Origin of the sequence: Paraburkholderia sp. BR10882 (genome assembly GCF_040948855.1) — a bacterium.
GTDB lineage: Bacteria > Pseudomonadota > Gammaproteobacteria > Burkholderiales > Burkholderiaceae > Paraburkholderia > Paraburkholderia nodosa_A.
In genome coordinates, this window is record NZ_JBFPKP010000011.1 from 186,137 (window position 1) to 205,785 (window position 19,649).

Sequence of the window (19,649 nt, forward strand, 5' to 3'; positions counted from 1 at the left end):
TGGTCGGTGATTGGCGAGTGTAGCGGTCTGCGCATTCGGATGGCAAGCGCTTTCCATCTGCTTACAGTGAGCAGGATTGCGCGCGCCTTTTGCGTAATGCGCAAACGCTTGTGCAGTGGGCAAAGTGCTGCCGCGCGGCCTGATTTGCGTAATACGGGAAGGGATAATCGGTGCGTACGAAGCAGCGTAAGTCGCATGCCTCGCAGCGGAAAAAAGATAATCGGCTCGCCGTTGAAAACAGGCGTAGAAATATAAAAAGCGCTGTTGGACTCTCATCCAACAGCGCTTCCTTGTCCGGGCACTTGGTGCCTCAGTTGTCTCCTCGTTCTCCACCTGCAAATTCGGTGCATCAGAACTAAGCGCAACTTTAAACTTCACCCCCCTCTGCAGCAACTAGCATTTACCCTAGTGGTGCAGTGCGGCACCGAAATGGGGCGTGGCGCCACAGGTTTGTCGCACAACGGGGCGCTGCGGGATGCCGCAGCGCGACGTCCTTGCGCGCGCTATGCCAGCTCGCGCCGACCGGCGATCATTCTATCGCAGTGCAGAGCAGTCCTGGCACGCCAGTTCGTCAAGCGCGCAAGGGCCGCACGCGCGCCACGACCTCGCCGACTATGCCGCGCCGGAACGCCAGCACGCAGGCAATGAAGATGATGCCCGTGACGATCGTTGTGGACTCACCGAGTGAGCGGAACCACTCCACGCCCGTCCCTCTCGCGAGCGCCGTGCCGATGTCGCCCAGCCGGTCCTCCAGCGCGACGATCAGCGTCGCGCCGAGCAGCGGCCCGAACAGCGTGCCCATGCCACCCACGAGCGTCATGAGGATCACGAGGCCGGACATGGTCCAGTACGCGTCGCCGAGCGTCTCGAAGCCGAGTACGAGCACCTTGAGCGCGCCGGCCAGACCCGCAAGCCCCGCCGACAACACGAACGCGAGCAGCTTGAAGCGGTCGGTGTCGTAGCCGAGCGAGACGGCGCGCGGCTCGTTCTCCTTGATCGCCACGAGTACCTGCCCGAACGGCGAATGCACGATGCGCACGATCAGACCGAACGCGAGCACCATCACGACGAGCACGACGTAGTAGAGCGAGAGATCGGAACCGAGCGAAAGCACGCCGAACAGCTTGCCGCGCGGCACGCCTTGCAGACCGTCTTCGCCGTGCGTGAACGGCGCCTGCAGGAACACGAAGTAGACCATTTGCGCGAGCGCGAGCGTGACCATGGAGAAGTAGATGCCCTGCCGGCGAATCGCGAAAATGCCTACCACGAGCCCGAGGACGGTGGCCACCGCCGTGCCCGCGAGCACGCCCACCTCGGGCCTGAAGTTGAGCGACTGGATCGCGTAGCCTGCCGTGTAGCCCGCACTCGCGAGAAACATCGCATGGCCGAACGAAAGCAGGCCCGTGTAGCCGATCAGCAGGTTGAACGCCGCGGCGAACAGGGCGAAGCAGAGCACCTTCATCACGAAGAGCGGATAGGCGCCGGCGAACGGCGCGACGATCAGCCCGATCAGCAACAAACCATAGAGCGCTTTTCTTTGCATCATCGTTCCTTGCCGAAGAGACCAGCGGGGCGAATCAGCAGCACGATCGCCATGATTACGAACACCACGGTCGCGGAGGCCTCGGGCCAGAACACCCGTGTGAAGCCTTCGATCACGCCGAGCATGAGGCCGGTGAGGATCGAGCCCATGATCGAGCCCATGCCGCCGATCACGACCACGGCGAATACAGTGATGATCATCGGCTGGCCCATGAGCGGCGAGACCTGGATCACGGGCGCGGCGAGCACGCCCGCAAACGCCGCGAGTGCGACGCCGAAGCCGTAGGTGAGCGTGATCATGAGCGGCACGTTGATGCCGAACGCCTCGACGAGCTTGGGGTTCTCCGTGCCCGCGCGCAAATACGCGCCAAGGCGTGTCTTTTCGATCACGAACCAGGTCGCGAAACACACGGCAAGCGAAGCCACCACCACCCAGGCGCGGTAGTTGGGCAAATACATGAAGCCGAGATTGGTCGCGCCGGCGAGCAGGCCGGGCACATCATAGGGCTGCCCCGACGAGCCGTAGATCGAGCGGAACACGCCCTCCACCACGAGCGTGAGGCCGAAAGTGAGCAGGAGTCCGTACAGATGATCGAGCTTATAAAGCCAGCGCAGCATGGAGCGCTCGATCACGACGCCGAAGAGGCCGACCACGAGTGGAGCGACGACGAGCATCGCCCAGTACGGCAGATCGAAGTACGCGAGCCCCATCCATGTGAGCATCGCGCCCAGCATGAACAACGCGCCGTGGGCGAAGTTGATCACGTTGAGCATGCCGAAGATCACCGCGAGACCGAGACTCAGGATCGCGTAGAACGAGCCGTTCACGAGCCCGAGCAGCAACTGGCCCAGCATTGCCGGAAGCGGAATGCCAAAAATCGTCATGAGAGCCGCCATGAATGCATTAACGGATTACGCAATCATGCCGCGCCCGGCGCACCACCTCGGGGCGCCGGGCGCGGCATCCGACTGCAGCATTTACGCGCTCGCGCTTACTTCCACAGCGCGCACTTGCTCTCCTGCTTCGTCGTATAGGCCTGCTCGCCCGGGATCGTCTGCAGCACCTTGTAGTAGTCCCACGGCTTCTTCGACTCCGACGGCTTCTTCACCTCGACGAGATACATGTCGTGGATCAGCACGCCGTCCTGGCGGATGTAGCCGCCCTTGGTATAGAAGTCGTTGACCTTGGTCTTCTTGAGCTGCTCCATGACCTTGTCGGAGTCCGTCGTGCCGGCCGCCTGCACCGCCTTCAGATAGTTCGTCACCGCCGAATAGTCAGCCGCCTGCAGTTCGGACGGCATCTTCTTCGTCTGGTCGAAGTAGCGCTGCGCCCACTTGCGCGTGTCGTCGTTCTGGTCCCAGTACCAGCCGGTCGTCAGCACGAGGCCCTGCGTGGTGTCGAGCCCAAGGCTGTGCACGTCGGGCAGGAACATCAGCAGCGCCGCGGTCTTCATCGTCTTGTTGATGCCGAATTCCTTCGCGGCCTTGATCGCGTTGACCGTGTCGCCACCCGCGTTCGCGAGGCCGAGGATCTGCGCCTTCGAGGCTTGCGCCTGTAGCAGGAACGACGAGAAGTCCGACGCCGAGAGCGGATGGCGCACTTCGCCGAGCACCTGGCCGCCGTTCGCCTTCACGACGTCCGCGGTGTTCTTCTCGAGCGACTTGCCGAACGCGTAGTCTGCGGTCAGGAAGAACCAGCTCTTGCCGCCCTGCTTGAGCACCGCGAGGCCCGTGCCCTTCGCGAGCGCGACCGTGTCGTAGCCGTAGTGGACCGTGTACGGCGTGCACTGCTCGTTCGTCAGGGCGTCCGTGCCCGCGCCCGTGTTGAAGTACACCTTCTTCTTCTCTTGCGCGACCTGGTTCATCGCCAGCGCCGTCGCCGAGTTCGTGCCGCCGAGCAGCATGGTGAGCCCGTCACGGTCGAACCATTCGCGCGCCTTCGAAGCGGCGATATCGGCCTTGTTCTGGTGATCGGCGTACTCGATCTGGATCGGCTTGCCGAGCACCTTGCCGCCGAAGTCCGCGACCGCCATCTTGATCGCCGTGAGGCCGCCCTGGCCGTCGTCGTCGGCGTAAAGGCCGGACATGTCCGTGATGAAGCCGATCTTCACCGCGTCGTCGGCGGCCTGCGCGCTCCCCGCGCTGAACGCCATCGCAGCTGCCGAGGCGGCAAAAAGGCCCGCGAGCCGCGCGAACGTGGTTTTCTTCATTGCAGTCTCCTTCCTTGGTTGCGTAATTATCAGGAATACTCCATGAACATCGGAGGCAAAGCGATTCGCGCGGCGCTCATCTCACGCTCACGTCGCGCGCAAAACCAGACCAAAAATTAAACGCCCAGCAGGTCGTGCAGCACCGGCATCTTTCCCTCGAGTTCGGCAGTGCCGAAGTGCTCGACGATGCGCCCGTGCTCCATCACGTAAAAGCGGTCCGCGAGCGGCGCCGCAAAGCGGAAGTTCTGCTCGACCATCACGATCGTGTAGCCGCGCGATTTCAGCGTGAGGATCATGCGCGCGAGCGTTTGAACGATCACCGGCGCCAGCCCTTCGGATATCTCGTCGAGCAGCAGCAGGTTCGCGCCCGTGCGCAGGATGCGCGCCACGGCGAGCATCTGCTGCTCGCCACCGGAAAGCCGTGTGCCCTGGCTGTTGCGCCGTTCGGCGAGATTGGGAAACATCGCGTAGATCTCGTCGAGCGACATGCCCTGCGCCAACTTCGCCCCTTTCGTGCCGATGTGCGGCGGCAGGAGCAGATTCTCTTCGCATGAGAGGCTCGCGAAAATCCCGCGTTCCTCGGGGCAATACCCCACGCCGCAGTGCGCGATGCGATAGGTGGGCATCTGGATGGTCTCGCGCCCGCCAATCCGGATCGAGCCCGTGCGCCGCCCGGTGAGCCCCATGATGGCGCGCAGCGTCGTCGTGCGCCCCGCGCCGTTGCGCCCGAGCAGTGTCACGACCTCGCCGCGCCCGACGGACAGATCCACGCCGTGCAGGATGTGCGACTCGCCATACCACGCCTGCAGCCCCGTAATCTCCAGCGCCTTCGCGCTCTCGGTCGCGCCGGCGGCCGCAGTCGTTTCGCGTTCGGTGACCGTATTCATGCGTGCGCCCCCGTAAGGGCTGCGTCCGCACTGCCCATATAGGCCTCGGCGACGAGCGGGTTCTTCGAGACTTCGGCGTAGCTGCCTTCGGCGAGCACCTCGCCGCGCTGAAGCACCGTGATGGTGTCGGAGATGCCGGCAATCACGTTCATGTTGTGCTCGACCATGAGGATCGTGCGCCCGCTCGATACTTTCTTGATGAGCGCCGTCACGCGGTCCACGTCTTCGTGGCCCATGCCCTGGGTCGGTTCGTCGAGCAGCATCAGCTCGGGCTCCATCGCGAGCGTCGTGGCGATTTCCAACGCGCGCTTGCGGCCATAGGCGAGCTCGACCGTGGGCACATCGGCGAAATCGGTGAGGCCCACCTGCGTGAGCAGATCCATCGCGCGATCGTTGAGCTCAGCGAGCGTGCGTTCGCTCTTCCAGAAGTGGTAGGCGGTGCCGAGCGAGCGCTGCAGCCCCACGCGCACGTTCTGGAGCGCCGTGAGGTGCGGAAATACGGCCGAAATCTGGAACGAGCGGATGATGCCGCGCCGCGCGATCTGCGCGGGCCGCTCATGCGTAATGTCGATGCCGTTGAAAACGATGCGCCCCGCGCTGGGCACGAGGAATTTGGTGAGGAGATTGAAGCAGGTGGTCTTGCCTGCGCCGTTCGGTCCGATCAGTGCATGGATCGAGCCGCGGCACACGCGCAGGTTCACGCCGTTCACGGCCGTGAAGCCCTTGAACTGTTTCGTGAGGTCGCGCGTCTCCAGAATCGTGTCGCCGAGAATCATGTCCCCTTCCGAGCGTGGTAAGGCGTAACACTGCAGACCGTCCGTGACTCGTGGTGCACGGTGAGGTCCGGCGCGGACGTGGCGGCGCGCCTCCCGATGCGCGCAACGCGCGCCTGCCGACTTTCGCGTCATTGTCTCGCCAATGATGCAGCGCAATCATTGGGATTTGCACTTAAGGGAGCGCCACAAGGACAGCGAACATTACGACCGGAAGTTGACGACAGTACGATGAAAGATGCCTACACGTTAGGCGCACGATCACCGCAAACCCGAAACTCACAGCCGTACAAAAGCACGCGAGCGGAAGCGCTTGCGCTCTCGTCCCACATAGTCTTCGAATCGACGCTATCTTGCGCGTCGCTCCATGCCCTCAGGCGGTCGTCAGCGTGACACCGGCGGCGGCCTCCGTTTGCGCACGCGCACCCTCGCGGCGGTCGGCGCGCAGCATCTCGGCGGCGCGCTCCGCGATCATCAGCGTCGGCGAATTCGTGTTTCCCGAGGTAATGGTCGGCATGACCGAGGCGTCCACCACACGCAGGCCCTCCACGCCGCGCACACGCAGGCGCGCGTCGACCACGGCGTCGGGGTCGTCGGCGCGGCCCATGCGGCAGGTGCCGACGGGATGAAAAATCGTCGTGCCGACATTGCCCGCCGCCTCGCGCAGTTGCTCCTCAGTCTGGAACGCGAGCCCCGGCAGAATCTCATGCGGCTGGTAGCGCGCGAGCGCGCCCGAAGCCGCGATGCGCCGCGTGAGCCGTATCGCGTTGGCCGCCACGCGCAGGTCGCGATCGGTCGACAGATAATTGGGCGCGATCGCAGGCGGCTGCGACGGGTCCGCCGACACGGCGTGGATGCAGCCGCGCGACGTGGGCCGCAGGTTGCACACCGAGGCGGTGAACGCGTTGAAGCGATGCAGCGGCTCGCCGAAGCGGTCGAGCGAAAGCGGCTGCACGTGATACTGGAGGTCGGGCCGCGTGAGCGTGGGATCGCTCGGGTCCGATTTCGCGAATGCGCCGAGCTGCGAGGGCGCCATCGACATGGGCCCGCTCTGGAAGAACGCGTACTGCATGCCGATCATCAGCTTGCCCCACCAGTGCGCGGAGGCCGTGTTGAGCGTACGCACGCCGTTCACGCGAAACGCCATGCGCAATTGCAGATGGTCCTGAAGGTTCTCGCCCACGCCGCGCAGATCCTGTACGACGCCAATGCCGAGCTGCGCGAGCCGGGCAGCGTCGCCGATGCCAGAAAGCTCGAGCAATTGCGGCGAATTCACGGCACCGGCGCTGAGGATCACTTCATAACGTGCCCGCGCGACGTAGTCGACGTCGCCGCGATACTCCACGCCCACGCAGCGCTTGCCTTCGAAGATCACCCGCTGCGTGAGCGCGCCGGTGACGACCGTGAGGTTGGGCCGCTTCATCGCCGCACGCAAGAACGCCTTCGACGCATTCCAGCGCACGCCGCGCTTCTGGTTCACTTCGAAATAGCCCACGCCCCTGTTGTCGCCGCGATTGAAGTCGTCGGTGGCGGCAATGCCCTGCTCCTGCGCGGCGCGCGCGAACGATTCGAGAATCTGCCAGCGCAGACGCTGCTTCTCCACGCGCCATTGGCCACCCGCGCCGTGAAACTCGCTCGCGCCGCCGTGATGATCTTCGCTGCGGCGGAACACGGGCAGCACGCTGTCCCACGACCAGCCGGAATCGCCGGTCTCGCGCGCCCAGTTGTCGTAGTCTTCGCGCTGGCCGCGCATGTAGATCATGCCGTTGATCGACGACGAACCGCCCAGCACGCGCCCGCGCGGGTACGAAAGCGAGCGGCCGTTGAGGCCTTTTTCGGCGGCGGTCTTGTAGAGCCAGTCCGTGCGCGGATTGCCGATGCAATACAGGTAGCCCACGGGAATGTGGATCCAGTGATAGTCGTCCGCGCCGCCCGCCTCGATGAGCAGCACGGAAACGTCCGCGTCCTCGGTCAGGCGATTGGCGAGCACGCAGCCCGCGGTGCCCGCGCCAACGATCACGTAGTCGAATTCGCCTTCGAGGCGGCGCGCGGCCTGAGCTTCGCTCGGTGCAGGCATGATGTGTCTCCAGCGATGACTGCTCTCTTTATGTTGTATTTTTGGACTGCGATTACTGCGCCGGACGGCATCGAACGCTTCGGATTCCTTTCGAAGCGCCCGGCTCCCGGCCGCCTACTTCGCCACCGGCATGGTGAACTCCGCGCCCTTGGCGATGCTGTCGGGCCAGCGTTGCATGATGCTCTTGTAGCGCGTGTAGAAGCGCACGCCTTCCTCGCCGTAGGCATGGTGGTCGCCGAACAGCGAGCGCTTCCAGCCGCCGAACGAGTGCCACGCCATCGGCACCGGAATCGGCACGTTGATGCCGACCATGCCCACCTTGATCTGGCGCGAGAAGGCGCGCGCGACGCCGCCGTCCGAGGTGTAGCACGACACGCCGTTGGCGAATTCGTGTGCGTTGATCAACTCGACGGCGCTCGCGAAATCGGGCACGCGCACGACCGACAGCACCGGACCGAAGATCTCTTCCTTGTAGATCGTCATGTCGGTCTTCACGTCGTCGAACAGCGTGCCGCCGAGGAAGAAGCCCTCCTCATGACCATCCACCTTGTGGCCGCGCCCGTCCACGACGAGCTTCGCGCCCGCCGCCACGCCGGCCTCGATATAGCCCTGCACTTTCGCGCGATGCACGCCCGTGACGAGCGGCCCCATTTCCGACGCGCCGTCCATGCCGCTGCCGATCTGCAGCGCCTTCACGCGCGGCGTGAGCCGCTCGACGAGTTCGTCGGCGATATGGCCCACGGCCACCGCCACCGAAATCGCCATGCAGCGCTCGCCGGCCGAGCCATAGGCCGCACCGATCAGCGCGTCGACGGCCTGGTCGAGGTCCGCGTCGGGCATCACGACGAGGTGATTCTTCGCGCCGCCCAGCGCCTGCACACGCTTGCCGTGTCTCGTGCCTTCCGTGTAGATGTACTCCGCGATCGGCGTCGAGCCGACGAACGACAGCGCGGTGACGTCCGGATGCGCAAGCAGCGCGTCCACGGCCACCTTGTCGCCATGCACGACGTTGAACACGCCGTCGGGCAGCCCCGCTTCCTTGAGCAGTTCGGCAAGCCGCACCGAAGCGGAAGGATCGCGCTCCGAAGGCTTCAGCACGAACGTGTTGCCGCACGCGAGCGCGATCGGGAACATCCAGCACGGCACCATCATCGGGAAGTTGAACGGCGTGATGCCGGCGACGACGCCCAGCGGCTGGCGCAGATTCCAGTTGTCGATGCCCCCGCCGATCTGGTCGGTGAAATCAGTCTTCAGCAGATTGGGAATGCCGCACGCGAACTCGACCACCTCGATGCCGCGCATCACCTCGCCCTTGGCGTCGGAGAACACCTTGCCGTGTTCGCGCGTAATGAGTTCGGCGAGTTCGTCGTGATGCTGGTCGAGCAGATCCTTGAACTTGAAGAGAATGCGCGCGCGCTTGATAGGGGCCATTTCCGCCCACGCGGGAAAGGCTGCCTGCGCGGCGGCAACGGCGGCGTCGACCTCCGCCACGGTGGCGAGCGGCACGCGCGCGCTCACTTTGCCGAACGCCGGATTGAAAACGTCGCCATGACGCTCGCTCGTTCCAGCCAGCGGCTTGCCGTTGACGAAGTGGGTCAGCATGCGGACGCCGGCTTCGTTTTGATGTGTCTCGCCCATGGGTGTGCCTCTTTTGTCGTGAAGCCTCGATCCAGGTAGCGTAATCGCGAGGCTGGGGCGCGATCCAATGATTAATGCTCAACAGCGATATAAGGCGGTTTAATATCAGGATATGGACCTGACCTTGCTCCGAGCGTTTGTCACGGTCGCGCGCGAGGGCAACCTCACGCGCGCGGCCACCCGTCTGCATCTCACGCAGCCGGCCGTGAGCCTGCAGATCAAGCATTTGCAGGAGGCGCTGGGCATCGCGCTCTTCACTCGCACCTCGCACGGGCTCGCGCTCACGCGCGACGGCCAGGCGCTGCTGCCGCACGCCGAACGCGCGCTCGCCGCCGCCGGCGACGTGCAGCGCGCCGCTGCTGCGCTGCGGCACGAAGTCCGCGGGCGCTTGCGCATCGGCACCATTCTCGATCCGGCGTTCCTGCGCCTCGGCGGCTTTCTGCGCCAGCTCGTCGAAACCTGGCCGCAGATCGAAACGGCGCTGCGCCACGGCATGTCGGGCTGGGTGCTCGAGCAGGTGCGCTCGCGCGAGCTCGACGTGGGCTACTACATCGGCCAGCCCGTGCCCGACCCCGACACCTTCCACGCCATCACGCTCACGCGCTTCCAGTACCGCGTGCTCGCGCCGGCAGGCTGGAAAGACCGCGTGAAGGATGCGCGCGACTGGCGCGCACTCGCCGCGCTGCCATGGATCTGGACTCCGCCCGCCTCCGCGCACAATCGCCTGCTGACCACGCTGTTCGAGGCCGCGCACGCCAAGCCGGTGAAGGTGGCGGAGGTGGACCAGGAGCCGTCGATGCTCGATCTCGTCAAGTCGGGCGTGGGCCTCACGCTCGCACGGGATTCCACGGCCCTCGCCGAAGCCCACGCGCACGGGCTCACCATCGTCGAAGGCGTGACGGTGCCCACGGAACTCACCTTCATCACGCTCGCCGCGCGGCGCGACGAGCCCACCATCGCGGCGGCACTGAAGTCGATCGAAACGCAGTGGGCGATATGAGCCGCGCTCATGAAGACGCGCGCGCCCCGTTCATGTCTGACGTAAGCGCAGGCCTGGTCGCGTAACAGCGCTGTCGCCCAAGTTTTGATAGATTGGGAATCCGCTCCGCGTTTTCGGCACGCCCACGGGTGTGTTCACCCTGCGCGGCGCGTTTCCCCGCTTCTCCCATCGTTCCCCTTGTTCTCTTCGTTCGACAGGAGCCTTGCATGGCCCGCAACATCGAAATCAAAGCCCGCGCTCGTCAATTCGACGCCTTGCGCGACCGCGCTTCCCAGCTCGCCACCGAAGCGCCGCTGATCTTTCGCCAGCAGGACTTCTTCTATGACGTACCGCGCGGCCGCCTGAAGCTGCGCCAGTTCGACGACGGCACGCCGCCCGAGTTGATCTTCTATCAGCGCGACGACCGCGACGGCCCGAAGGCCTCGTACTACACGCGCAGCCCCGTCACCAATGCCGAGGCCATGCATTCACTGCTCGCCACGGCGCTCACCACGCGCGGCATCGTCTCGAAGGAGCGCCACGTGTATCTGGCGGGCCGCACGCGCATCCATCTGGACCGCGTGGATGGTCTCGGCGACTTCGTCGAACTGGAAGTGGTGCTCGGCCCCGAGGACGACGAGCAAGGCGGCGAAGCCGAAGCGCACGCGGTGTTCGCGAAGCTCGGCGTGGACGAAAGCGATCTCGTCGCGGTGGCTTACGTGGATCTGCTCAATACGGCCAACGCGGCCTGACATCTGCAATTGGCATAGCGGGCCCTTGCGGCCCGCTACGCCTTCCCTCCCATGCCACTCACGCCGCCGGCGCGCCCGGCTCCAGATGCCCGAGCGGCAGCGGCCCGTTGCGCTTGAACGTGGTGAGCACGATGTTCGAGCGCACGCTGTCCACGCCGGGCACGCGCATGAGCTTCTTCATGACGAAGGTCGAGAGCGCGTTCAGATCGGGCGCGACGATGCGCAGCAAATAATCGGCGTCCCCCACCACGGCATGGCATTCGAGCACTTCGGGCAGCACGTCGATCTGCTGCTGGAACTGCTCGATGATCGAATCTCCATGATGCTTGAGCTTGAGGCTCGTGAACGCGGTCACGCCCAGCCCGAGCTTTTCGGGCCGCAGCACCACGCGATAGCCGTCGATCACCCCTGACGCCTCGAGGCGCTGCAGCCGCCTGCCGATCTGCGAGGGCGAGAGCGGCACCTGCTCGCCAAGCTGCTGATGGGTGGCGCGGCCAAAGCGCTGCAGCACGTCGAGCAGCGCCAGATCGAAATGGTCGAGTTCAAGCATGAATGGAGTCCGCATTAATTGACTGTATTGCGCTCGATTATTGCATACACCAGCCGTAACCCATGGAGTACGCGCACATCCCGCGCGCCATCCGCTCTAGACTTGCATGACAGCAAGCCTTTTTAGTGGAGCGTTACGAACATGGTCGCCGCGACCGCGAAACTGCAGGAGCAGTTCGACGCGGGTCTCACCACCCGCCCCGATTTCACGATCGACCAGCCGCGCGAGCGCTACGGCGCGGCCGATCACGCCGTCTGGGACCAGCTCTACCGGCGCCAGCGCGCCCTGCTCGAAGGCCGCGCCTGCGACGCCTTCATGGAAGGCGCGTTGCGCATCGGCCTGAACGTTGCCCACGTTCCGTCCTTCGCGCAGGTGAGCGAGCGCCTGATGGCTGCAACCGGATGGCGCATCGTGGCCGTGCCGGGTCTCGTGCCCGAGCGCATCTTCTTCGAGCACCTGGCGAACCGGCGCTTTCCGGTCACCTGGTGGATGCGCAGGCCCGACCAGCTCGACTATCTGGAGGAACCCGACTGCTTCCACGACCTGTTCGGCCATGTCCCTCTGCTCACCGACCCCACTTTCGCCGATGCGATTCACGCCTATGGCCGCGCTGCGCTCGGCGTCGAGGAGCGCGCATTGCCGTTGCTCGCGCGGCTCTACTGGTACACGGTGGAGTTCGGCTTGATGCGCGACCCGAGTGCACCCTACGGCGTGAAGATCTACGGCGCCGGCATCGTCTCGAGCAAGGGCGAGACGCTATACAGCGTGGAGAGCGCGGCGCCCAACCGGCTCGCGTTCGACCTCGACCGCGTGCTGCGCACGCGCTATCGCATCGACACGTTCCAGAAGACCTACTTCGTGATCGACTCGTTCGCGCAGCTTTTCGACGCGCTGGGCGCGGGCATTGCTTCGCGTCTGGCTGATCCGGCGGCGCTCATCGCGGTGCAGCCGCACGCGGCCGGCGACGTGCTGCAAAGCGACACGATCATCACGCGCGGCACGCGCGAGGGCTGGCTCGACGACGGCGACGTCTGAACGACATGCGGGCTTTGCGCCGCAGCACGCGCGCGTTCCTTGATGCGAGCGCTCGCACGCGTGCCCCATACGTGAAAAAATGGCTGATCGGCTCACGGCGCACGCCGGGCCTCAAGCTCAATACAGGTGCAATGATGATCAACCGACTCACATCCGAAGAGCGCGCATCCGAACTCGCCGACCTGCGCGGCTGGCAGGCCGTCGCCGGCCGCGATGCGATCCAGCGCCATTTCCGCTTCGCCGACTTCAACGAAGCGTTCGGCTTCATGACGCGCGTCGCCATCAAGGCGCAGGAAATGAACCACCACCCCGAGTGGTTCAACGTCTACAACCGTGTGGAGATCACGCTTTCCACCCACGAAGCCGACGGCCTCACCTCGCGCGACATCGAACTCGCGCGCTTCATCGACTCGATCGCGCCGGGGCCGCTCAGCGCATAAGCAGCGGTACTAATCATGGGTACGCTGTGCGCACGGCGAGTGCACACAGCGAGCGCACAGCGCGCCGTGAAAGCATAATGCAGGGTGCGGGGCCTTCAAACCTTCAGCTTTGAAGGCTATTCTTGATGGATACGTAAGACTCCCAGGCAGCGCGGGCAATCGGGTCTAAACGTTCCGGTGATATGGTGTTCTGACGCTGTACAATCAGCAGCGCATAAGGCTTGGAGAGCGCACTTGCCTCCTGGCACAACGCGAGTTCATCGCCAATCGAAGGCGAGCGGTTGCGCCAGAAGTTGATCGCGGCTTCGAGTTCGGTGATTGAAATATCGGACATGTGGATCGTGATCGCGCAACCGTCGGGCTGTGCCTCGAGACCAGCAAGCGACGCTTCGCGAACTGCGTGCCTGAACGCTAAAACCCATTGTACTTGAGCGAATCCCATGCGACTCCTTCTGATCGAAGACGACCGCCCTATCGCACGCGGTATCCAGTCCAGCCTCGAACAAGCCGGCTTTACGGTCGACATGGTCCACGACGGCATCTTCGCCGAACAGGCCCTCACGCAAAATCGCCATGAGCTCGTGATCCTCGATCTGGGGCTGCCGGGCATCGACGGCATGACGCTGCTTTCGCGCTTTCGCCAGAGCAACCGGCATACGCCCGTGATCGTGCTCACCGCGCGCGACGAACTGAACGACCGTGTCCAGGGCCTGAATTCCGGCGCCGACGACTACATGCTCAAGCCGTTCGAACCGGCCGAACTCGAAGCGCGCATTCGCGCCGTGATGCGCCGCAGCGGGCCGCACGGCGACGTGCCGCGCCCCGAAGTGTCGCTCGGCGGCGTGCGCCTGTCGGGCGTCGATCGCCGCATCTTCAACGACGACAAGCCGCTCGAACTCTCGCCGCGTGAGTTCGCGGTGCTCGAAATGCTGCTGCTGCGTCACGGCCGCGTGGTGAGCAAGGCGCAACTGCAGGACCACCTCACGCACTTCGGCGGCGACCTCGGCGACACCGCGATCGAAGTCTACGTGCACCGGGTGCGCAAGAAGCTGGAAAACTGCCGTGTCGAGATCGTCACGGTGCGTGGCTTCGGCTATCTGCTGCAGGAAATCCGCCAGGCGGCCTGATCCGCCTCGTTTTTCTGGGCAGCCAGCGGCGGCGGAGCAATCCGCCGCCGTTTGCGCTTGTAAGCGCCGGCTTCTGGCGTCTCACTGGCGCATCAGCCGCCACGCCCGCGGCCCGCGTACAATGGATCGGTCCCGTGCCGCGCACGCCGCCGCACCTACGATTCATCATTCGCCCCGAAGCCATCATGCCCTCACCTGCCGCAACGAGCCTGCGGCGCACGCTGCTACGGCGCCTCGCCGCCCCGCTTTCGCTGCTCGCGCTGATGAGCGGCCTGATCGCCTATTGGCTCGCCTGGCAGTACACGCAGCACGTGGTCGACCGCTCACTCGCCGACCTCGCCACGGCCATCTCCCGGCAGATCCAGATCGCCGGCGACGATGCTGCCAATATCGTCCCACCGCTCGCCCAGGCGATGTTTTCCGACCCCGTCGAGGACCTCGTCTATCGCATCAGCAACGGCGAAACGGAAATCGCGGGCGACCATGACCTGCCGCTGCAGGGCACCAACGTGCGCCGCATGCACTACGCGTACGTGTTCGAAACAATCTATCAGGGCGTAACCGTGCGTGTCGCCCAGGTACGCGTGCCGCAGGCGCATGGCAATCCGATCGTCGTGGAAGTCGGTCAGCCGGTGCACCATCGCTTTCGCATCGCGGCCGAGTTTCTCGTCGCGATCATGATGCCGTTGCTGCTCCTGCTGCTCGCCGGCTGGGTCATCGTGTGGCGCGTGGTCAATCAGCAGCTCAACCCGCTCACCGCGCTCGCCGACTCGCTCAACCGCCAGACGCACACGTCCCTCGAACCGGTGGACGAGACCTACGTGCCCGTCGAGATCCGTCCGCTCACGGGCGCGCTGAACGCGCTGCTCGGCCGCCTGAAGACCGCGCTCGACGCGCAGCGCAAGTTCATCGCCGACGCCGCCCATCAGCTGCGTACACCGCTCACGGCGGTGAAGCTGCACGCCGAGCAGGCCGTGAACGCGCGCGAGCCGCAGAAGGTCACCGACGCGGTGCGCGAGCTGCGTGCGGCCGCCGACCGCGCGGTGCGTCTGTCCAATCAACTGCTTTCGCTCGCGCGTGCGGAGCCGGGTGAACAGGCTGCGCGCTTCGTCGATATCGACATGGCCGCGCTCGCCTTCGAAACAGGCGCCGAGTGGGTGCCGCGGGCGCTGGCGAGCCACGTCGACCTCGGCTTCCAGCGCCTCGACGATCCCGAAAACGACACGCCGTTGATGGTGCGCGGCAACCCCGTGCTGCTGCACGAGGTCATCGCGAATCTGCTCGACAACGCGCTCAAGTATTTGCCGCCCGTGCGTCTCGAAGGCGCGCGCATCACCGTCACCGTTTCGCAGTCCTCCGCGGACGGCGTGCCGATGGCCGAGATCGTCGTGGAAGACAACGGCGGCGGCGTGCCCGCTTCGCAGCAGGCGGATCTCTTCAAGCGCTTCTTCCGCGGCGACGGTCAGAGCGAAAGCGGTGTCGATAGCGGCGCGGGCTTGGGCCTCGCGATCGTGCACGACATCATGACGCTGCACCGGGGAAGTGTGCATTACGAAGATGCCCCCGAAGGCGGCGCGCGTTTCATCGTGCGTGTGCCGCTCGCGCATCGCGGCATCCCTGGCGGCAAGGACGCCAAAGACCGCAGTGACAGCAAGGAGGCCGCCGCCTTCGAGGCCGCCCACCTGCATACGGTCGAGGCCGGCGAGGCGCCGCGCGAGAAGAAACCGAGCCACCAGGCGAGCATCGATCTCTGACGCTGCAGGTGCCGGGAAAACGACAAGGGCCGCTCATGCGGCCCTTATGCTTGATACGGTGCGACGCGCGCTGCGCCGTTTACTTCTTCTTTTTGCTCTTGCCTTTCGACGCTTTCGCGCCCTTCCCGGACTTGTCGTCGTCGGGCGGCGCGAGCATCGTGCCGCGACACTTGCGGGCGCCGCATCGGCATTCGTATTCGCGTTTGAGCTTCTTCGTCTGCTTCGCGTCGATCACGAGGCCGTAGTCGTAGAAAAGCTCCTCGCCTTCAGCGATATCGCGCAGCGCGTGAATATAGACGTGTCCTTCGATTTCCTCGGCTTCGCAATTCGGCGCGCACGAATGATTGATCCAGCGCGCGCTGTTGCCCTTCACCTTGCCGTCGATCACGTCACCGTCGTCCAGCGCGAAATAGAACGTGTGATTCGGTTCGTCAGGATTATGCGGATGACGCCGCAGCGCTTCCTTCCAGGAGATGCGCTCGCCCTTGTATTCGATCAGTCGTTCGCCGGTCGCAATGGGGACCGCCGCAAACACGCCCTTGCCGTGCACGCCCGACTGGCGCACGACGATCCTGCGTTCACTCATTGAATGAATCCTTGTGAAGTACTGGGGGAGACTGTCCCGGTCATGACAGGCGGCCTGGAACATGTCCTCGCGCGCGCCGCCCGCGGCTCTCTCATGAAGCCGTGCCTGGCGGTCTGCCTGGCCTTGCATCGGCCCTTGCATCCCGGCTCGTCGCGCTCCGTACGCAAACGCGGCGCCGATTGGGCGCCGCGCTCATGCGACGCCCGGCGCGCCACAGACGGCATCGTACACGCTCGCGCCTCTTTCGTTCAACCCATATGCGCCGTGAGAAACCGCCACGCGCAGCGTGTCTCAGCGCTGGCCGAGCGTCGTCTCGCCGAACAGCTTCTTCAACTCGCGCGGCTGCGAGCGCCAGTATTGCGGCGGCGCGCTCACGCTCGCGCCGAGTTGCGCCGCGGCGTGCCATGGCCAGCGCGGATCGTAGAGCATCGCGCGCGCCATCGCGATCAAGTCGGCCTCGCCGTCTTCGATGATCTGATTGGCCTGCAAGGCGTCGGTGATGAGGCCCACCGCAATCGTCGTCATGCCCGTTTCGGCCTTCACCTTGCGCGCGAACGGCACCTGATAGCCGGGCTCGAGCGCGATCTTCTGCAGCGGCGACACGCCGCCCGACGACACGTCGATCCAGTCCGCGCCGCGCGCCTTGAGCGCCTGCGCGAGGACGACGGTGTCCTCGGGAGTCCAGCCGCCATCGACCCAATCCGTTGCCGAAACGCGCACGCCGATCGGGCGATCGGCAGGAAATTCGGCGCGCACCGCGTCGAACACTTCGAGCGGAAAGCGCATGCGGTTTTCGCGCGAGCCGCCGTATTCGTCGCTGCGCTGGTTCGCGATCGGCGAGAGAAATTGGTGCAGCAAATAGCCGTGCGCCGCGTGGATTTCGAGGGCGTCGATGCCAAGACGCGCAGCGCGGCGCGCCGTGGCCACGAACGCATCGCGCACGCGATTCAGACCCGCGACGTCGAGTGCGAGCGGCGGCGCCTCGCCTTCCTTGTGCGCGAGCGCCGAAGGCGCGTGCGGCAGCCACCCGCCGTCGGCGACCGGAATCAGCTGGCCGCCCTCCCAGGGCACATGACTCGACGCCTTGCGACCCGCGTGCGAGATCTGCATGGCGATGCGGATCGGCGAGTGGCGGCGGATAGCGGCGATCACGGGCTCGAGTGCGGCTTCGGTCACGTCGTCCCACAGGCCGAGACAGCCCGGCGTGATGCGGCCGTCCGGTTCGACGGCCGTCGCTTCGATGCAGAGCATCGCGGCGCCCGAAAGCGCCAGGTGGCCGAGATGGATCATGTGCCAGTCGTTGGCTTCGCCGCGCTCGGCGGAGTACTGGCACATCGGCGAAACGACGATGCGATTGGGGAGCGTCACGCCACGCAGTTCGAGCGGACTGAAGAGCTTGCTCATGGGAGGTCCCCGGACGGTTGGCAGAAGCGTCCGAGAATAGCACGCGCTTTTTTCACGCGTTCGACAAGGCACACGACGCGTGCGCCGGCGCGAAGTGGATCAGGCTCGGTTCAGGCGCGCGTCAGGGTTGGCGCGCGGCCATCTGGGCGTCGACGGCATCGAGCCATTCGCCGAACATGCGGCTCGCCTGCGCTTCGAGGAGCGGCCCGTGGCGCGCCGTGTCGTCGCGCAGCGCGTTCACGTCCACGCCCGCGCCGGCGATTTCGGCGGCATGACCGATCAGCCAGGGCTCGAAGCGGTCGGCGCGCACTTCGGGGTGGCACTGCAGGCCGAGCACGTTATCGCTCCAGGCAAACGCCTGGTTCTCGCAGAGCGGCGTGGAAGCGAGCCGCGTGGCGCCCTGCGGCAGATCGAAGGTATCGCCATGCCAGTGCAGCATGGAGGTCGCCGCGCCGTCGAGGTGCTGCAGCGGCGAGGCGCGGCCGGCGTCGGTGAGCGTGAGCGGCGTCCAGCCGATCTCGGGCTGGGGTCCCGCATACACGCGCGCCCCGAGCACGCGCGCAATGAGCTGCGCGCCGAGGCAGATGCCGAGCGTAGGCAGACCCGCCGCGATGCGCTTTTCGATCATCGCGGCAAGGGGAACGAGAGTGGGATAGCGCGCGTCGTCGCACGCGTTGATCGGCCCACCGAGCACGACCATGAGCGACGCCGACAAGGGATTGAGCGCGCCGACGCGGGCGAAGCCGACATCGACGTAGCGCACGGGGCGGCCGCGGTCGCCGAGCACGCGCTCGAAGCTGCCGAGGTCCTCGAAATAGACATGGCGCACAGCCAATACTTCGCGATTCATCGGCACATTCCCGGGTCGGCTGTGGACGGCATGCACGTCACCGCTTTTTCACGGCGCCTGCGAACGTTTGCGCCAACGGTCGTGACAAAAACTTGTGGCAAATACTTGCGAGAACTACGCAAATTGCCATGCACGCGTTTGATGCACGCAAAGTCCGCACGCCAACGACCGCGCGGTGCTTTGCATTACCGTGCATTACATGCGTTGCGCGCGCCGCCCGCATGGGGGCGGCGGCGCAGCTTCGGCCTTAAACCGCGAAGATCTTCCAGTTTTTCTTCTGGGTCGTCACGTCGGCCTGTTCGTAGACCGAGCAATCGAGACGCAGATCCGTGTCAGCCATGTCGATATTCAGGAGCTGGCAGTGATGCGGCGTCTTCTTCGGGTTCTTGCTCGGCTCGAAATGCGAGCAGGTCAGGCACATGCGGTGCTGCGGGCTGGTTTCCTGCGATTCGAGCAGATAAACCGTCTTGAGCAGCGAGCGATACAGCGTGGACTGCTCGTCCGCCTTCAGCGTGCCGACCGCCTTCGACAGGAAGTCGGGCCACTGCGAGGCCTTTTTCGCCGCCGTGCGGCCGCGCGAGGTGAGACGCACCGCGAGCGCGCGGCCGTCGTCGAGCGCACGGCGCTTTTCGACCAGCCCCTTGGTTTCGAGCGTGCTCACCGCATCGCTGGTGGTCGCGGCCGTGAGGGCCGTTTCACGCGCGATCTCGCCGAGGCGCATCGGCCCCTTACGCTGCATCAGCAGCACGAGAATTTCGCCCTGGGTAGGCGTGAGGCCTGCCCCTTCGGCCCAGTCCCACGCCTGGCTCCGCATTGCCGTGCTAAGTCGCAGCAGGCTATGGGTCACCCGCCCGGCTGCCTGCTCTCCGTATACGCCTTCGCTCATAGTCTTTCGCTGGTTATTGGCAGCTTGCGCTGCATCGTCAGCCGCCGCTTTGACCGACGGCCTGTGGGAACGCTGGCGCCCGGTTCCCCGAGCGCCGCACCATCTCAAAAAATCCTGCTTCGCATACGTCATCGTATGCGTTGCACTGTCATGTTTCTT

19 protein-coding genes are annotated in these 19,649 nt (G+C 65.2%); 6 read left to right on the forward strand and 13 right to left on the reverse strand.

Features of this window, described 5'->3' with window-relative positions; translation table 11 throughout:
- Nucleotides 1–571: 571 nt before the first annotated feature.
- The 7 genes from AB3X99_RS26180 to AB3X99_RS26210 all read right to left on the reverse strand — a co-directional run bounded on the left by AB3X99_RS26180 (nt 572) and on the right by AB3X99_RS26210 (nt 9,127).
- Nucleotides 572–1,543: a branched-chain amino acid ABC transporter permease gene (locus tag AB3X99_RS26180; protein ID WP_368618588.1), complete on the reverse strand. Its 972-nt coding sequence runs from the start codon at nt 1,541–1,543 to the stop codon at nt 572–574.
- A complete protein-coding gene (locus AB3X99_RS26185) occupies nt 1,543–2,427 on the reverse strand; it encodes a branched-chain amino acid ABC transporter permease (protein WP_368618556.1) in 885 nt (294 codons plus the stop codon). The genes AB3X99_RS26180 and AB3X99_RS26185 overlap by 1 nt, the downstream gene beginning before the upstream one ends.
- 107 nt (nt 2,428–2,534) lie before the next feature.
- Complete coding sequence (locus AB3X99_RS26190) at nt 2,535–3,752, reverse strand: ABC transporter substrate-binding protein (protein WP_069264469.1); 1,218 nt, start codon at nt 3,750–3,752, stop codon at nt 2,535–2,537.
- Nucleotides 3,753–3,868: 116 nt separating this feature from the next.
- Nucleotides 3,869–4,639 carry an ABC transporter ATP-binding protein gene (locus AB3X99_RS26195; RefSeq protein ID WP_368618557.1) on the reverse strand — a complete coding sequence of 257 codons (771 nt, stop codon included), beginning with the start codon at nt 4,637–4,639 and terminating at the stop codon, nt 3,869–3,871.
- Nucleotides 4,636–5,415, reverse strand: coding sequence for an ABC transporter ATP-binding protein (locus AB3X99_RS26200; RefSeq protein ID WP_028203291.1), 780 nt, complete (start codon nt 5,413–5,415; stop codon nt 4,636–4,638). Before AB3X99_RS26200 ends, AB3X99_RS26195 begins: the two co-directional genes overlap by 4 nt.
- A gap of 370 nt (nt 5,416–5,785) precedes the next feature.
- Nucleotides 5,786–7,489: a GMC family oxidoreductase gene (locus tag AB3X99_RS26205; RefSeq protein ID WP_368618558.1), complete on the reverse strand. Its 1,704-nt coding sequence runs from the start codon at nt 7,487–7,489 to the stop codon at nt 5,786–5,788.
- Nucleotides 7,490–7,603: 114 nt separating this feature from the next.
- Complete coding sequence (locus AB3X99_RS26210) at nt 7,604–9,127, reverse strand: CoA-acylating methylmalonate-semialdehyde dehydrogenase (protein WP_342949162.1); 1,524 nt, start codon at nt 9,125–9,127, stop codon at nt 7,604–7,606.
- Nucleotides 9,128–9,239: 112 nt separating this feature from the next.
- Between AB3X99_RS26210 and AB3X99_RS26215 the strand changes: the two genes are divergently transcribed.
- Nucleotides 9,240–10,127: a LysR family transcriptional regulator gene (locus tag AB3X99_RS26215; protein ID WP_368618559.1), complete on the forward strand. Its 888-nt coding sequence runs from the start codon at nt 9,240–9,242 to the stop codon at nt 10,125–10,127.
- A gap of 206 nt (nt 10,128–10,333) precedes the next feature.
- Nucleotides 10,334–10,858 carry a class IV adenylate cyclase gene (locus AB3X99_RS26220; RefSeq protein WP_069264482.1) on the forward strand — a complete coding sequence of 175 codons (525 nt, stop codon included), beginning with the start codon at nt 10,334–10,336 and terminating at the stop codon, nt 10,856–10,858.
- A 58-nt stretch (nt 10,859–10,916) separates the two neighbouring features.
- Here AB3X99_RS26220 and AB3X99_RS26225 read toward each other — a convergent pair whose 3' ends face one another.
- Nucleotides 10,917–11,408, reverse strand: coding sequence for an Lrp/AsnC family transcriptional regulator (locus AB3X99_RS26225; RefSeq protein WP_028203286.1), 492 nt, complete (start codon nt 11,406–11,408; stop codon nt 10,917–10,919).
- 141 nt (nt 11,409–11,549) lie between these two features.
- On the opposite strand from AB3X99_RS26225, the gene phhA reads away from it, so the two are divergent.
- Both phhA and AB3X99_RS26235 read left to right on the forward strand, forming a co-directional pair.
- A complete protein-coding gene (gene phhA / locus AB3X99_RS26230) occupies nt 11,550–12,443 on the forward strand; it encodes a phenylalanine 4-monooxygenase (RefSeq protein ID WP_368618560.1) in 894 nt (297 codons plus the stop codon).
- 86 nt (nt 12,444–12,529) lie between these two features.
- The gene (locus tag AB3X99_RS26235) at nt 12,530–12,883 is read left to right on the forward strand and encodes a 4a-hydroxytetrahydrobiopterin dehydratase (RefSeq protein WP_256094713.1); all 354 of its coding nucleotides are present in this window, start codon (nt 12,530–12,532) and stop codon (nt 12,881–12,883) included.
- A 103-nt stretch (nt 12,884–12,986) separates the two neighbouring features.
- Here AB3X99_RS26235 and AB3X99_RS26240 read toward each other — a convergent pair whose 3' ends face one another.
- Nucleotides 12,987–13,217: a DUF3717 domain-containing protein gene (locus tag AB3X99_RS26240; RefSeq protein ID WP_069264749.1), complete on the reverse strand. Its 231-nt coding sequence runs from the start codon at nt 13,215–13,217 to the stop codon at nt 12,987–12,989.
- Nucleotides 13,218–13,323: 106 nt separating this feature from the next.
- Between AB3X99_RS26240 and AB3X99_RS26245 the strand changes: the two genes are divergently transcribed.
- Together AB3X99_RS26245 and AB3X99_RS26250 are read left to right on the forward strand one after the other, a co-directional pair.
- On the forward strand, nt 13,324–14,010 hold the full coding sequence (locus AB3X99_RS26245) for a response regulator transcription factor (protein ID WP_027815974.1): 687 nt from the start codon (nt 13,324–13,326) through the stop codon (nt 14,008–14,010).
- Nucleotides 14,011–14,195: 185 nt separating this feature from the next.
- Entirely contained in the window at nt 14,196–15,764 is a 1,569-nt protein-coding gene (locus AB3X99_RS26250; protein ID WP_342949159.1) for a sensor histidine kinase N-terminal domain-containing protein, read from the forward strand.
- 79 nt (nt 15,765–15,843) lie between these two features.
- Here AB3X99_RS26250 and AB3X99_RS26255 read toward each other — a convergent pair whose 3' ends face one another.
- The 4 genes from AB3X99_RS26255 to AB3X99_RS26270 form a co-directional block, all read right to left on the reverse strand.
- Nucleotides 15,844–16,350, reverse strand: a complete 507-nt coding sequence (locus AB3X99_RS26255; protein WP_069264486.1) for an SET domain-containing protein — start codon at nt 16,348–16,350, stop codon at nt 15,844–15,846.
- 291 nt (nt 16,351–16,641) lie between these two features.
- On the reverse strand, nt 16,642–17,754 hold the full coding sequence (locus tag AB3X99_RS26260; RefSeq protein ID WP_069264488.1) for an NADH:flavin oxidoreductase/NADH oxidase: 1,113 nt from the start codon (nt 17,752–17,754) through the stop codon (nt 16,642–16,644).
- Between the two features lie 121 nt (nt 17,755–17,875).
- Nucleotides 17,876–18,604 (reverse strand): glutamine amidotransferase, encoded by a 729-nt coding sequence (locus AB3X99_RS26265; RefSeq protein ID WP_342949157.1) that lies wholly within the window; start codon nt 18,602–18,604, stop codon nt 17,876–17,878.
- Nucleotides 18,605–18,851: 247 nt separating this feature from the next.
- The gene (locus AB3X99_RS26270; protein ID WP_069264492.1) at nt 18,852–19,490 is read right to left on the reverse strand and encodes a MarR family winged helix-turn-helix transcriptional regulator; all 639 of its coding nucleotides are present in this window, start codon (nt 19,488–19,490) and stop codon (nt 18,852–18,854) included.
- Nucleotides 19,491–19,649 lie beyond the last annotated feature (159 nt).